The sequence below is a fragment of the Streptomyces sp. NPDC102462 genome (assembly GCF_044765425.1).
Taxonomy (GTDB): domain Bacteria; phylum Actinomycetota; class Actinomycetes; order Streptomycetales; family Streptomycetaceae; genus Streptomyces.
Genome location: NZ_JBIWKB010000014.1, coordinates 1 through 13,976 on the forward strand (window position 1 = coordinate 1; position 13,976 = coordinate 13,976).

Annotated in this window: 11 protein-coding genes; 4 read left to right on the plus strand and 7 right to left on the minus strand. The window is 71.4% G+C overall.

What is annotated here, in order from left to right; all coding sequences use genetic code 11:
* Window positions 1-314, minus strand: a 314-nt coding sequence (locus ACIRFL_RS14570) for a cbb3-type cytochrome c oxidase subunit I (protein WP_404027997.1), incomplete at its 3' end; no start/stop codon positions are given.
* A complete protein-coding gene (gene coxB, locus ACIRFL_RS14575; RefSeq protein WP_388715256.1) occupies window positions 311-1,270 on the minus strand; it encodes a cytochrome c oxidase subunit II in 960 nt (319 codons plus the stop codon). The genes coxB and ACIRFL_RS14570, both read right to left, overlap by 4 nt.
* A gap of 490 nt (window positions 1,271-1,760) precedes the next feature.
* Here coxB and ACIRFL_RS14580 point away from each other — a divergent pair, with 490 nt between their 5' ends.
* Entirely contained in the window at window positions 1,761-3,146 is a 1,386-nt protein-coding gene (locus ACIRFL_RS14580) for a cysteine desulfurase/sulfurtransferase TusA family protein (RefSeq protein WP_404027999.1), read from the plus strand.
* A gap of 349 nt (window positions 3,147-3,495) precedes the next feature.
* Here the strand turns inward: ACIRFL_RS14580 and ACIRFL_RS14585 are convergent, their stop codons facing one another.
* Entirely contained in the window at window positions 3,496-4,470 is a 975-nt protein-coding gene (locus ACIRFL_RS14585) for a carbohydrate kinase family protein (RefSeq protein WP_404028001.1), read from the minus strand.
* 131 nt (window positions 4,471-4,601) lie between these two features.
* On the opposite strand from ACIRFL_RS14585, the gene ACIRFL_RS14590 reads away from it, so the two are divergent.
* Together ACIRFL_RS14590 and ACIRFL_RS14595 are read left to right on the plus strand one after the other, a co-directional pair.
* The gene (locus ACIRFL_RS14590; RefSeq protein ID WP_404028003.1) at window positions 4,602-4,811 is read left to right on the plus strand and encodes a hypothetical protein; all 210 of its coding nucleotides are present in this window, start codon (window positions 4,602-4,604) and stop codon (window positions 4,809-4,811) included.
* Between the two features lie 124 nt (window positions 4,812-4,935).
* On the plus strand, window positions 4,936-6,672 hold the full coding sequence (locus ACIRFL_RS14595; protein ID WP_404028005.1) for a hypothetical protein: 1,737 nt from the start codon (window positions 4,936-4,938) through the stop codon (window positions 6,670-6,672).
* A gap of 153 nt (window positions 6,673-6,825) precedes the next feature.
* Here ACIRFL_RS14595 and ACIRFL_RS14600 read toward each other — a convergent pair whose 3' ends face one another.
* Window positions 6,826-7,182 carry a HesB/IscA family protein gene (locus ACIRFL_RS14600; protein WP_404028008.1) on the minus strand — a complete coding sequence of 119 codons (357 nt, stop codon included), beginning with the start codon at window positions 7,180-7,182 and terminating at the stop codon, window positions 6,826-6,828.
* Between the two features lie 263 nt (window positions 7,183-7,445).
* Between ACIRFL_RS14600 and nadA the strand changes: the two genes are divergently transcribed.
* On the plus strand, window positions 7,446-8,630 hold the full coding sequence (gene nadA, locus ACIRFL_RS14605) for a quinolinate synthase NadA (protein ID WP_404028010.1): 1,185 nt from the start codon (window positions 7,446-7,448) through the stop codon (window positions 8,628-8,630).
* A 128-nt stretch (window positions 8,631-8,758) separates the two neighbouring features.
* Here the strand turns inward: nadA and ACIRFL_RS14610 are convergent, their stop codons facing one another.
* From ACIRFL_RS14610 to ACIRFL_RS14620, 3 genes are all read right to left on the minus strand, one after another.
* Entirely contained in the window at window positions 8,759-11,854 is a 3,096-nt protein-coding gene (locus ACIRFL_RS14610) for an efflux RND transporter permease subunit (protein ID WP_404028012.1), read from the minus strand.
* A 147-nt stretch (window positions 11,855-12,001) separates the two neighbouring features.
* The gene (locus tag ACIRFL_RS14615) at window positions 12,002-12,685 is read right to left on the minus strand and encodes a response regulator (RefSeq protein WP_404028014.1); all 684 of its coding nucleotides are present in this window, start codon (window positions 12,683-12,685) and stop codon (window positions 12,002-12,004) included.
* Window positions 12,682-13,899: a sensor histidine kinase gene (locus tag ACIRFL_RS14620; RefSeq protein ID WP_404028017.1), complete on the minus strand. Its 1,218-nt coding sequence runs from the start codon at window positions 13,897-13,899 to the stop codon at window positions 12,682-12,684. The genes ACIRFL_RS14615 and ACIRFL_RS14620 overlap by 4 nt, the downstream gene beginning before the upstream one ends.
* Window positions 13,900-13,976: the final 77 nt, after the last annotated feature.

The following is a 13,976-nucleotide window of genomic DNA, read 5'->3' on the forward strand; positions in this document are numbered from 1 at the left end:
CCGGCGAACAGCGGCGTCGCGAACATCAGCAGCATGATCGTGCCGTGCATCGTGAACGCCTGGTTGAACTGCTCGTTCGACATGATCTGCAGACCAGGCCGGGCCAGCTCGGCGCGCATGATCAGCGCCATCACGCCGCCGATCAGGAAGAACGCGAACGACGTGACGAGGTACAGCGTCCCGATCGTCTTGTGGTCGGTGGTCGTCAGCCACTTCACCACGACGTTGCCGGGCTGCTTGCGCCTGACCGGCAGCTCGTTCTCGTACGAGTCTTCAGCTGCCGCGGCACCCTGGGGTTCGTTGAGGATGCTCACAGGTTTGTCGTCTCCCGGTTCTTCTCGTGGCTCGTCTGCGCGATGCCCGCGGGAATGTAACCGGTCTGCCCCTTCTTGGCGAGGTCCTTGAGGTGCTGCTCGTAGCGCTCGGGGGAGACGACCTTCACGTTGAACAGCATCCGGGAGTGGTCGACGCCGCAGAGTTCGGCGCACTTGCCGAGGAAGGTGCCCTCCTGATTGGGGGTCACCTGGAAGGCGTTCGTGTGGCCCGGGATGACGTCCTGCTTCATCAGGAACGGCACCACCCAGAACGAGTGGATGACGTCACGCGAGGTGAGGACGAAGCGGACCGTCTTGCCCTTCGGAAGCCACAGCGTCGGGCCCGGGTTGTTGGTCTGCGGGTTCCGGGTGCCCGGCGTACCGACGTCGTAGACACCGCCGGCGCTCGCCGGGAACTCGTCCTTGAACCGGCTCGGAATGGCTTCCAGGTTCTTGTCGGTCTTCGCGTCGCCGGTCGAACCGGGCACGCTCTCGATGTAGTTGAAGCCCCAGCTCCACTGGAAGCCGACCACGTTGACCGTGACGTCGGGCTTCTTCGAGAGGTCCAGGAGCTTCGTCTCGTCCCGGGCGGTGAAGTAGAAGAGCACCGAGATGATGATGATCGGGACCACCGTGTACAGGGCCTCGATCGGCATGTTGTACCGGGTCTGCGGAGGAACCTCGACCTTGGTCCGGCTGCGCCGGTGGAAGATCGCACTCCACAGGATCAGGCCCCACACCAGCACGCCGACGGCGAGCGCGGCAGCCCAGGAGCCCTGCCACAGCGAGAGGATCCGCGGAGCCTCTTCCGTGGTCGGGGTGGGCATACCAAGGCGGGGGAAGTCCTTGTATGTGCAACCGGTAGCGGTCGCCAGGACCAGGCCCGCGGTCATTGCCTGCAGCAGCTTCCGCCGCATCGGGCGCCGCGGCGAGCGGTCGGAGCCGTTGGGACTCACGTAGCGCCTTCCCGAGAGTCTCGCCCGCGCGGTTCGGCTGCGGCCTTCTCGCTGGTCGGTCGCCGCCCTGCGTCGGGCAGGGGTTTGGATGTTTATGCGGACCAAACCCTAGCCCACGCCCTCCGGGGGGGTGCGGGGAGGGGGCCCTTCGCTCCGCGGGTCGCGCCGAGGGGGGTGTTGCGGCTGGGGGTGCCCTGGAGTTCGGGGGCGCTGTGGTTTGGGGGGCGCCTTGGAGCTCGGGGGTTCGGGTTGGTTGGCGGGTGCGGGGGCGTCGTGGCCGTTCGCGCAGTTCCCCGCGCCCCTTTGCGCCCTATAGCTCGGGAGTTCGGGTTCGTTGGCGGGTGCGGGAGCGTTGTGGCCGTTCGCGCCGTTCCCCGCGCCCCTTTGGGGTGGTGCTGTGGGTTTGTGGGTGCGGGAGGGTTGTGGCTTGGCGCGCAGTTCCTCGCGCCCCTTTGGGGGCTTGGTCTGCAGGGGGTTCTAACGTTGCTGTATGGGTTACTTCGATGCCGCTTCTGGGGCTCCTCTTCATCCTGTTGCTCGGCAGGCGTTGGTGGCCTCGTTGGATGAGGGGTGGGCCGATCCCGCGCGGCTGTACCGGGAGGGGCGGCGGGCGCGGATGCTGCTCGACGCCGCGCGGGAGACCGCGGCGGAGGCGGTGGGGTGCCGCCCGGACGAGCTGGTGTTCACCTCGTCCGGGACCCGGGCCGTGCACACCGGGATCGCGGGAGCGCTGGCCGGGCGGCGGCGGGCCGGTCGCCACCTGATCGTGTCAGCCGTCGAACACTCCTCGGTGCTGCACGCCGCCGACGTCCACGAGCGGGACGGCGGCACGGTCACCCGAGTGGCGGTCGACCGATCGGGGGCGGTGGACCCGTCGGCGTACGCGGCCGCGCTGCGTCCCGAGACCGCACTGGCCTGTCTGCAGTCGGCCAACCACGAGGTGGGCACGGTGCAGCCGGTGGCGGCGGTCGCCGAGGCCTGCCGGGCGGCCGGGGTGCCGCTGCTGGTGGACGCGGCCCAGTCGCTGGCGTGGGGGCCGGTCGAGGGCGGCTGGTCGCTGCTGACGGGCAGCGCCCACAAGTGGGGCGGGCCGCCCGGGGTGGGCCTGCTGGTGGTGCGCAAGGGCGTACGGTTCGCGGCCCAAGGACCCGCGGACGAGCGGGAGTCGGGCCGGGCGGCCGGGTTCGAGGACATTCCGGCGATCGTGGCCGCGGCGGCCTCGCTGCGGGCGGTGCGGGCCGAGGCCGCCCAGGAGGCGGTACGGCTGCGGGACCTCACGGAGCGGATCCGGACCCGGGTGCCGGAGGCGGTGCCGGACACGGAGGTGGTCGGCGACGCGGAGCGCCGGCTGCCCGGGATCGTCACGTTCTCCAGTCTCTACGTCGACGGCGAGACGCTGCTGCACGCGCTGGACGCGGAGGGCTTCTCCGTCTCGTCCGGTTCGTCGTGCACCAGCAGCACGCTGACGCCGAGCCATGTGCTGCGGGCGATGGGGGTGCTCAGCGAGGGGAACGTTCGGGTGTCGCTGCCGCCGGGGACGTCCGAGGCGGAGGTCGAGCGGTTCCTGTCGGTGCTGCCGGGCGCGGTGGCGGGGGTGCGGGAGAAGTTCGGCGCGCCGGCGCCGACGCCGGTGACGGAGCCCGCCCGGTCCGGGGCGCTTGTCGTGGACGCCCTCGGCAAGCGGTGCCCGATTCCGGTGATCGAGCTGGCGAAGGTCATCGGGGACGTGCCGGTGGGCGGCGAGGTGCGGGTGCTCTCGGACGACGAGGCGGCCCGGCTGGACATCCCCGCGTGGTGCGAGATGCGCGGGCAGGAGTACGTCGGCGAGGAACCGGCGGACCACGGCACGGCCTATGTGGTCCGCCGGGCGGCCTGAGCGGCGGAGCCCCAAAGGGGCGCGGGGAACTGCGCGACCAGCCACGACGGTCCCGCAGGCGGAGCGTTCGGTCCGCCGGGCGGCCTGAGCGGGTCAGGTGAAGCACGCCGCGACTCGACAGCGCCCCAAAGGGGCGCGGGGAACTGCGCGACCAGCCACGACGGTCCCGCAGCCAAGGACCGTCAATAGCCCCGCAGGGGGCCGCGGGGAACTGCGCGCTCAACCACGACGGCGCCACAGCCAAGGACCGGCAGTAGCCCCCGCAGGGGGCGCGGGGAACTGCGCGACCAGCCACGACGGTGCCGCAGACGACCCACGGCCCATCGCGGCCCATCCAGCGGAGCGTCTGTCAGGCGAGGCGGCTCTGTACTTCGGCCGCCGCGTCATGGCCGTACGCCTTGGTGAAGCGGTCCATGAAGTGGGCGCGGCGCAGCTGGTACTCCTGGGTGCCGACCGTCTCGATGACGAGGGTGGCGAGCATGCAGCCGACCTGGGCGGCCCGCTCCAGGGAGACGCCCCAGGCGAGGCCGGACAGGAAGCCGGCGCGGAACGCGTCGCCGACGCCGGTGGGGTCGGCCTTGCGCTCCTCCTCCGGGCAGCCGACCTCGATCGGTTCGTCGCCGGCCCGCTCGATGCGGACGCCGCGGGCGCCGAGGGTGGTGACCCGGTGGCCGACCTTGCCGAGGATCTCCTCGTCGCTCCAGCCGGTCTTGGTCTCGATGAGGCCCTTCTCGTAGGCGTTGGAGAACAGGTACGTGGCGCCGTCCAGCAGTATCCGGATCTCGTCCCCGTCCATGCGGGCGATCTGCTGGGAGAAGTCGGCGGCGAACGGGATGCTCCGGGAGCGGCACTCCTCGGTGTGCCGGAGCATCGCCTCCGGGTCGTCTGCGCCGATCAGCACGAGGTCGAGGCCGCCGACCCGGTCGGCGACGGTCTTCAGCTCGATGAGCCGCGCCTCGCTCATCGCGCCGGTGTAGAACGAGCCGATCTGGTTGTGGTCGGCGTCGGTGGTGCACACGAAGCGTGCGGTGTGCAGGGTCTCGGAGATGCGCACGGAGTCCGTGTCCACGCCGTGCCGCTCCAGCCAGGCGCGGTAGTCGTCGAAGTCGGAGCCCGCGGCGCCGACCAGGACCGGCCGGGTGCCGAGCTGCCCCATGCCGAAGGCGATGTTCGCGCCGACACCGCCCCTGCGGACATCGAGGTTGTCGACCAGGAACGAGAGCGAGACGGTGTGCAGCTGATCCGCGACGAGCTGGTCGGAGAAGCGACCCGGGAACGTCATGAGGTGGTCGGTGGCGATGGAGCCGGTGACTGCGATGCGCACGGCGAGGACTCTCCTGGAGGGAGGCGGTTTGAACAGTTCACGCTACCCGGTTCGCACAGGGGGCTGAAGTCAACGAAAATAGTCGACAGCAGTTCCTTCTTCGCCCGTTCCGGCCTGTCTACGGTGCCCTCATGACGAACCTCAAGGTCCACTCCCCCGCCCCGGCCGACCTCGAAGGAGACCTGGCCTCGCTGCGCGGCGACTGCGCCCGGATGGCTCCGCGCTGGACGGTGCATCCGGACGCCGACACCCGTCCGGTGCCGCCGTCGCTCATCCACGGGGTGACCGTCCCGCCGCGCTCCGCCCGGCTGCTGGACGCGATGTCGGACTACGGCGACTGAGCCGACCCCACGAGGGCGCGCGGCCTTCCGGCGCGCGCCCATGGGAACCGCGCGCTCCCGTGCCGCGTCCCATCGCCGTCCCCTGGAAGGGGATGCGGGATACGACCCACCAAGGAGCGATGCGGTGAACACCGAGCGACCCGACAACCCCGACACCCCGGACCGGGACGACGAGGACACGGCCGCGGGTACCGCCGAGAGGACCGCGCCGCAGAAGGAGACCGCGAAGAAGCAGGCGAGCGCGGAGGAGCAGGGGAACGCGCAGGAGCAGAACACCGCGGACGCGGACGAGCAAGCGACCCCGGAGAAGGCAGGGTCCGCGCGGGAGCGAGGGGCCCCGCGGGAGCAGGACACCGCCGAGAAGCACGAGACCGCGGAGGAGCGAGGGAGCGCGGGCGAGGGGGATGGCGTGCGGGCCGTGGGGGGTGGGCGGCGGCGGTCCTCCGTGGTGGTGTCCGTCGCGGTGGCCGTGCTGCTGGCCGGGGGTGGCGGAGCCTATCTGGCCGCCACCGCGGGCGGCGGGGCTGACGGCGGTTCGGGCCCGGCGTCCGGTGCCGGCGGCGCTCCCCCGCGGCTCGCCCTGGACGGATACGCGGCGCCGCCGGCGGGCTCGTCGGCGCCGCCGGGCGGCACGAACGGGATCGCGCCGGGTGAGCCAGCTCCGTACGGCGTGACGTACGTGGCGGGCGGCGCCCTGCCCGACGGCCCCGGCTCGGCACCGGTGTACCGGCCCGCGGGCGAGGTCACCGCGGACGAGGTGGCCCGGCTGGCGGCGGCGCTCGGCGTGGACGGGAAGCCGGTGGCCGACGCGGCGGGCTGGCGGGTCGGCTCCGGGAAGGACGGCGCCGGGCCGCGCCTGCGGGTGGCCGGGCAGGCGCCGGGGAACTGGACCTTCCAGCGGTACGCACCCGGCACCGACAACTGCAAGGGCACCACCACCTGCGCGCAGGGCCCCGCCGACCCTGCCGCCGAGCCCGTGAGCGTACCCGCGGCACGGCAGGCGGCGGCACCGGTCCTCAAGGCGCTCGGCCAGGACGACGCGAAGATCGACGCCGGCCAGGTGGTGGGCGCCCAGCGGATGGTGAACGCCGATCCGGTGGTCGGCGGCCTGCCCACGTACGGCTGGACGACCGGGCTGACCGTGAGCGGACAGGGCGACGTGGTCGCCGGCAGCGGGCTGCTGAAGGCACCGGAGAAGGGCGACACCTATCCGGTGCTGAGCGCGCGGCGGACGCTGGACCTGATGAACGCGGCGCCCCGCACCGACCACCGCATGGGCATCGGCGGCTGCGCCGGCCCCGTACCTCTGAAGGACCGGCTGGAGCAGCCGTGCGAGGCCGAGGCGCCGACGGCCGCGCCGCGGCAGGGCACGGCGACCGTACGCGCGGCGGTCTTCGGGCTGGCCGCGCACTCCGTCCGGGGGCGGCAGACGCTGGTGCCGTCCTGGCTGTTCGAGGTGCGGGGGGCGGACGCGCGGGACACCTTCACGGTGACGTATCCGGCGGTGGATCCCGCGTACCTGGGCTCGGCGAGCCCGTCGGCCGCGCCGCCCGCCGAGTCGGGACCCGCGCCGAAGACGCGGGACGTCACCGTGGACGGCTACACGGCCGGCGACTCGGAGCTGACCGTGCGCTTCATGGGCGGGGTGTGCGCCGACTACACGGCGTCCGTCGAGGAGAGCGCGGACCGGGTGACGGTCACGGTGACGGAGAAGCCGTGGCCGGACAAGGTCTGCATCCTGATCGCCAAGGAGTACCGGAAGACCGTGCCGCTGGATGCGCCGCTGGGTGACCGAAGCGTGGTCGGGAAGGACGGCAAGCCGATCCCGGAGGGCGGACGCGGAGTGCTGCCACGGCCGTGAGCGCGCCGTCGGCCCGCTGCGGCGGCGGGGCGACGGCCGTGAGCGCGCCGTCGGCCCGCTGCGGCGGCGGGGCCGGGCACGCCCCTTCGAGGGCGGGAGCACAGACCAAGGCGGCGGCGCCTCGCTCGGGAGGGGCCGCCGCCTTCGGGTGGCTCAGCTGAAGGAGTCGCCGCAGGCGCAGGAGCCGGTCGCGTTCGGGTTGTCGATCGTGAAGCCCTGCTTCTCGATCGTGTCCACGAAGTCGATGGTGGCGCCACCGAGGTACGGGGCGCTCATCCGGTCGGTGACGACCTTGACCCCGCCGAAGTCCTTCTCCACGTCCCCGTCGAGGGAGCGCTCGTCGAAGAAGAGCTGGTAGCGCAGGCCCGAGCAGCCGCCGGGCTGGACGGCCACGCGCAGCGCGAGATCGTCACGGCCTTCCTGGTCGAGCAGGGTCTTGACCTTGGACGCGGCGGCGTCGGTCAGGATGATGCCGTCGGTGACGGTGGTGGTCTCGTCCGATACGGACATCTACATCTCTCCCGGGTTGTACGGAGACTGCTTGCCGACGAGTGCAACCGGCGGGTCCGCGGATTCATTCCGGGCCGGGCATTCGCGTTGTCGCGTTTTTTCCTCTGGATTCATGCTCGCACACGCCCGTGCGCGCGGACAGCGGCCCGTGGGCGACCCGTGCGGGATTCACGTCACATGGACGCTATCGCCATCGTCAAAGTGACATGAAGCGGTTATGATAGATAGCGTCAGGTTGACGAAAAATAGAAAGGGTGCGTGTCGTGACCACCGCCCAGACCCCGGAACTCGACGTACAGCCGAGCCCCCTCGCCCTGCTGCTCCTCGGCCGTGAGGCCGACCCGAAGAGCGAACGCGGCGTCGAGTGTCCCGGTGAACTGCCCTCGCCCTCCGACCCCGACCTGGTCGAGCGCGCACGGGCGGCCAAGGAGAAGCTCGGGGACAAGGTCTTCGTGCTCGGCCACCACTACCAGCGCGACGAGGTCATCCAGTTCGCCGATGTCACGGGCGACTCCTTCAAGCTGGCCCGGGACGCGGCCGCCCGCCCGGAAGCCGAGTACATCGTCTTTTGCGGTGTGCACTTCATGGCGGAGTCCGCGGACATCCTGACCGGCGCCGACCAGAAGGTCGTGCTGCCCGACCTCGCCGCCGGCTGCTCCATGGCCGACATGGCCACCGCCGAACAGGTGGCGGAGTGCTGGGACGTGCTCACCGAGGCCGGGATCGCCGAGCGGGTCGTGCCCGTCTCGTACATGAACTCCTCCGCCGACATCAAAGCCTTCACCGGGCGGCACGGCGGCACGATCTGCACGTCCTCGAACGCGCGGCGGGCGCTGGAGTGGGCCTTCCAGCAGGGCGAGAAGGTGCTCTTCCTGCCCGACCAGCACCTCGGCCGCAACACCGCGGTGCGGGAGCTGGGCATGTCCCTGGAGGACTGCGTCGTCTACAACCCGCACAAGCCGAACGGCGGGCTGACGGCTCAGGAACTGCGCGATGCGCGGATGATCCTGTGGCGGGGGCACTGCTCCGTGCACGGCCGCTTCAGCCTGGACTCGGTCAACGAGGTGCGGGAGCGGATTCCGGGGGTCAATGTGCTGGTCCACCCGGAGTGCCGGCACGAGGTGGTGGCCGCGGCGGACCAGGTCGGCTCCACCGAGTACATCATCAAGGCCCTTGAGGCCGCTCCCGCCGGGTCCAAGTGGGCCGTCGGTACGGAGCTGAATCTGGTGCGGCGGCTGGCGAACCGTTTCGCTTCGGAGGGCAAGGAGATTGTGTTCCTGGACCGTACGGTGTGCTTCTGCTCGACCATGAACCGCATCGATCTGCCGCATCTCGTGTGGGCGCTGGAGTCGCTTGCCGAGGGGAACCTTGTCAACCGCATCGAGGTGGATGAGGAGACGGAACGGTACGCGCGGCTTGCGTTGGACCGGATGCTGGCGTTGCCGTAGGGCTTGGCCGGGGGTGGGGGTGCGGGTGATCCGGCCTGTGCGGGTGCGTTGTCGCTGAGCGCGCAGTTCCCCGCGCCCCTTAGGGGCGCGGGGAACTGCGCGAACGGCCACGGTGCCCGGAAGCGTGCTCAGACGCCCACCGGTTCCCTTACCTCTGGGGCTGACCGCTTTGCCGCTCGTTTCTTTGCGCGGCGCTCCTTGCGGAGTTCGAGCATCGCGTACAGCGTCGGCACCAGCAGCAGCGTCAGCAGCGTCGACGTGATCAGACCGCCGATCACCACCACCGCGAGCGGCTGGGCGATGAAGCCGCCCTCCCCGGTGACGCCGAGCGCCATCGGCAGCAGGGCGAAGATCGTCGCCAGGGCCGTCATCAGGATGGGGCGGAGCCGGTGCCGGCCGCCCTCCACCACGGCCTCGACGACGCCGTACCCCTGCCGCCGGTACTGGTTGATCAGGTCGATCAGCACGATCGCGTTCGTCACCACGATGCCGATCAGCATCAGCATGCCGATCATCGCGGGGACGCCCATCGGCGTACCGGTGATGACGAGCAGACCGATGGCGCCGGTCGCCGCGAACGGGATGGACACCAGCAGGATCAGCGGCTGGACCAGCGACCGGAACGTCGCCACCAGCAGCATGAAGACGATCGCGATCGCCGCGAGCATCGCCAGGCCCAGGTTCTTGAACGCGCTGTCCTGGTCGGAGCTGACGCCGCCGATCTCCGCCGTCGCCCCCGCCGGGAGCTTCAGCGCGTCGATCTCGGACTGCAGCTTGGTGCTCACCGCACCGGTGTTGTCACCCGTCGGCCGCGCGGTGATGGTCGCCGCGCGCTGGCCGTCGATCCGGGTCATCGACACCGGGCCGTCCACCAGCTTCACCGCCGCGATGTCGCCGAGCTTGACCGCGCCCAGGTTCAGCGCGCGCAGTTGCGCCAGCGTCTCGGTCGGCTTGGCCGACCTGACCACGATGTCGCGTTCGGTGTCGTCCAGGGTGGCCTTGCCGGCCGTCGTGCCCTTGACCGCCTGGGCCACCGCGGCGCCCAGCGTCTGGTCGTTGAAGCCGGCCGTGGCCGCCTTCGCGTTCGCCTTGACCGAGATGCGCGGCACGCTCTGCGCCAGGTCGCTGGTCACGTCGGTGACGTGGTCGAGCCCGGCCACGGTCTTGCGCACCTGCTCCGCCGCCGTGCGCAGCACGTCCCCGTCGGCCGCCTTCACGACGACGCTCAGGTCCTGGCTGCCGAAGCCGTCACCCGCGGAGACCGTGGTGGTGCCGATGCCCTTCAGCTCGGCCAGGCCGTCCTCGATGTGCGTCTGCACGTCGTCGTAGGACGCGGAGTCCTCCAGCATCACCTGGTACGACGCCTGGTTGGTGTCGGTGCCGCCGCCGAAGGCCGCCATGAAGCCGGACGAGCCGATCGTGACCTGGTAGTCCTTGACGCCCTTGGTGTCGCCGAGCAGCTTCTCCACCTTGCGGGCCTGCTCGTCGGTGGCCGCCAGGCTGGTGCCGGGCTTCAGCTCCTGCTTGATGCTGAGGACCTGCTGCTCGCCCTGGTCGAAGAAGTTCGTCTTCAGCAGCGGGGCCATGCCGAAGGTGCCGAGCAGCACCACCACGGCGATCACGACGCTGAGGAAGCGGCGGCGGGTGGCGAACCGCAGCACCGGGACGTAGAGGCGCTGGAGGCGGCTGTTCGCCTCCTTCTCCTCCGCCTGCCGGCGGGCCTGCTCCGCGTCCTCGGGGGTGCCCTTCGGCGCGCGCAGGAACCAGTACGACAGGACCGGGACGACCGTCAGCGACACCAGCAGGGACGCCAGCAGCGCGGCGGTCACGGTGAGGCTGAACGAGCCGAACAGGGCGCCCACCATGCCGCCGACCAGGCCGATCGGCAGGAAGACGGCGACCGTGGTGAGGGTGGAGGAGGTGACCGCGCCGGCCACCTCGCGGACGGCGCCCAGGATCGCCGCCTGGCGCTCCTCGCCGTAGCCGAGGTGCCGCTTGATGTTCTCCAGGACGACGATCGAGTCGTCGACGACCCGGCCGATCGCGATGGTCAGCGCGCCCAGCGTGAGCATGTTCAGGGACAGGTCGCGCGTCCACAGGACGATCAGAGCGAGGACGACCGAGAGCGGGATGCTCACCGCCGTCACCAGCGTCGAGCGCACCGACGCCAGGAACACCAGGATGACGAGGACCGCGAAGAGCAGGCCAAGGGCGCCCTCGGTGGTCAGGCCCTTGATGGACTTCGAGACCGCCGGGCCCTGGTCGCTGACGACCGTGATGTCCGTACCGGAACCGAGGTCCTTGCGCAGCTCGGGCAGCTTGTCCTTGACCGCGTTCGAGATGGAGACCGCGCTGCCGTCGTGGTCCATGGTGACGTTCACGGCGAGGCTCGGCCGGCCGTCGGTGCGGGTGATGGAGTCGGCCGGGGCCGGCTGCTCCTTGACCGTGGCCACGTCGCCGAGGCGTACCGGCTTGCCGCCGCCCTCCCCGGCGACCCTCAGGTCCCGGATCTGCGCGAGCGAGGTGAGGCCGCCGCCGACCTGGACGGTGCGGTTGGCGCCGCCCTCGTCGAAGGAACCTGCCGGGACGGTGGCGCCGCCCGCCTGGAGCGCCGGGACGAGGGCGGCGGGGGTGAGGCCCGCATCGGCCAGCTTCTTGTCGTCGGGCGTCACGGTGACCTGGAGGTCCCGTACGCCGTCGACCTGGACCCGGCCGACGCCGTCGATGCCCTTAAGGTCCGGGACGACCGTCTTGTCGAGCTGGTCGGCGAGGGCCTGCTGGTCCTTGTCCGAGGTGACGGCGAGCACCACGGTCGGGATGTCGTCGGTGGACCCGGAGATGACCTGCGGGTCGACGCCGTCCGGGAGCTGGGCGCGGGCCCGGTTGACGGCCTGCTGGACATCGGTGACGAGCCGCTTGGTGTCGTTGCCGTAGTCGAAGGACGCCATGATCACGGCGCTGCCCTCGCTGGCCGTGGAGGTGACGCCGGTGATGCCGTCGACGGCTTCGAGGTTGTCTTCGAGGGGTTCGACGACCTGCTTCTCGACGACGTCGGGGGACGCGCCCTGGTAGGGCGCGAGGACCGACACCATCGGCAGCTCGATGGTGGGCAGCAGCTGCTGCTTGATCTGCGGTATCGCGATCGCCCCGAAGACGATCGCGATGATGGACATCAGCCCGATCAGGGCCCGTTGCGCGAGGCTGAATCTGGACAGCCAGGACATGGGTCAGGGTCTCTCTTCTGTGAGCGGCAGAAGGGCGTGTGGGCGCCCACGTCACCACCCTGGTCCATGCGCGAGGGCCGATCCGTCGGCCCCAGGTCCATTTCCTTATCCGGGTCATACTCCGGCCGCAGTACGCCCGGGTGGAGGTCACTCCATCCTTGGACGTACCAACCCCGACTCGTAGGCGATGACCACCAGCTGGGCGCGGTCCCGCGCACCGAGCTTGGCCATGGCCCGGTTCACATGGGTCTTCACGGTCAGCGGGCTGACCTCAAGGCGCTCGGCTATCTCGTCGTTGGAGTGGCCGCCGGCGACCTGGACCAGGACCTCGCGCTCCCGTCCGGTGAGCGCGTCGAGCCGGTCGGAGCGGGCGGGGTCGCGGCCGTCGTCCGCCGCGTCGCCCTGGGCGAGGAAGCGGGCGATCAGGCCCTTGGTGGCCGTCGGGGACAGCAGCGCCTCGCCGCCCGCCGCGACGCGGATCGCAGCGAGCAGTTCCTCCGGCTCGGAGCCCTTGCCGAGGAAGCCGGAGGCGCCCGCGCGCAGCGCCTGCACCACGTAGTCGTCGACCTCGAAGGTGGTCAGTATGACCACGCGGACATGGGCCAGGGTGGGATCGGCGCTGATCAGACGGGTGGCCTGAAGTCCGTCGGTGCCGGGCATCCGGATGTCCATGAGGACGACGTCCGCCCGCTGTTCGCGGGTCAGCCGCACCGCTTCCGCGCCGTCGGACGCCTCCCCCACCACCTCCATGTCGGGCTCGGAGTCGACGAGCACGCGGAAGGCGCTGCGCAGCAGTGCCTGGTCGTCGGCGAGCAGGACACGGATCGTCATGCGGGCTCCCCCGTGGTGGCGGTGCGGGTCGTGACGGGCAGGATCGCATGGACACGGAAGCCGCCCCCGTACCGGGGACCGGTGGTGAGGCTGCCGCCGAGGGCGGTGACCCGCTCCCGCATGCCGAGCAGCCCGTGCCCGCCGCCGTCCGTGGCACCGTGCACCGCGGTGCCGTCGTCGAGGACCGTGACCTCGACGAGCGGGCCCACCCGTACGACGCTGACCTCGGCGCTGGCGTCCGGGCCCGCGTGCTTCTGCACGTTCGTCAGGGCCTCCTGGATGATCCGGTAGGCGGCCAGGTCCACGGCGGCGGGCAGGGCCTCGCCCCGGTCGGCGTGGGCGACCTCCACCGGGAGGCCGGCGTTGCGGAAGGTACCGGCGAGGTCGTCGAGGCGGCTGAGACCGGGGGCGGGTTCCGTGGGGGCCTCGGGGTCCCCGGTCTGGCGCAGCAGGCCCACGGTGGCGCGGAGTTCGTTGAGCGCGGACCGGCTGGCCTCCCGCACATGGGCCAGGGCCTCCTTCGCCTGGTCCGGGCGCTTGTCCATGACATGGGCGGCGACCCCGGCCTGCACATTGACCAGGGCGATGTGGTGGGCGACGACGTCATGCAGATCGCGGGCGATGCGCAGGCGTTCCTCGGCGACGCGGCGCCGGGCCTCCTCCTCGCGGGTGCGTTCGGCCCGATCCGCGCGTTCCCGGATGGCCCGGACCACGGCACGGCGGCTGCGGACGGCGTCGCCCGCGGTGGCGCCGATGCCGGTCCAGGCGATGATCGCCAGGTTCTCCTGGGCGTACCAGGGCAGCGGGCCTGCCAGCATGGCAGCGCCCGTCAGCACGGTCATGGTGAGCAGGGCGACGCGCAAGGTGGTGGCGCGGTCGGTGGTCACGGCGACCGTGTAGAGCGCGATCACGACACACATCGCCACCGGGGCGCGCGGGTCTCCGGTGACGCTCTCCACGAGGGAGGCGGTGCCGGTGACGGCGAGGACCGCCCTGGGGGCGCTGCGGCGGAAGACGAGGGCGGCGGCGCCGAGGGTCATCAAGGCGAGGCTGAGCGGGTCGGGGGTGCGGACGCCCCAGCTGACGCCGTGCTCTGCGCCGGGGTCGGCGAAGGAGCCGACCACCATGCACACCAGGGCGCCTGCGGCGATGGCCGTGTCCAGCGCGAAGGGGTGGGCCGTGAGCCGGCACCGGGCGCGTCGCAGTCTGCTCACGTCATGCAGGGTACGGGTGGCTACGCCGTTTCCTGCGGTGGGCTGGCCCTGGGGTGTGATTGTGGAGTGGCCGTGGG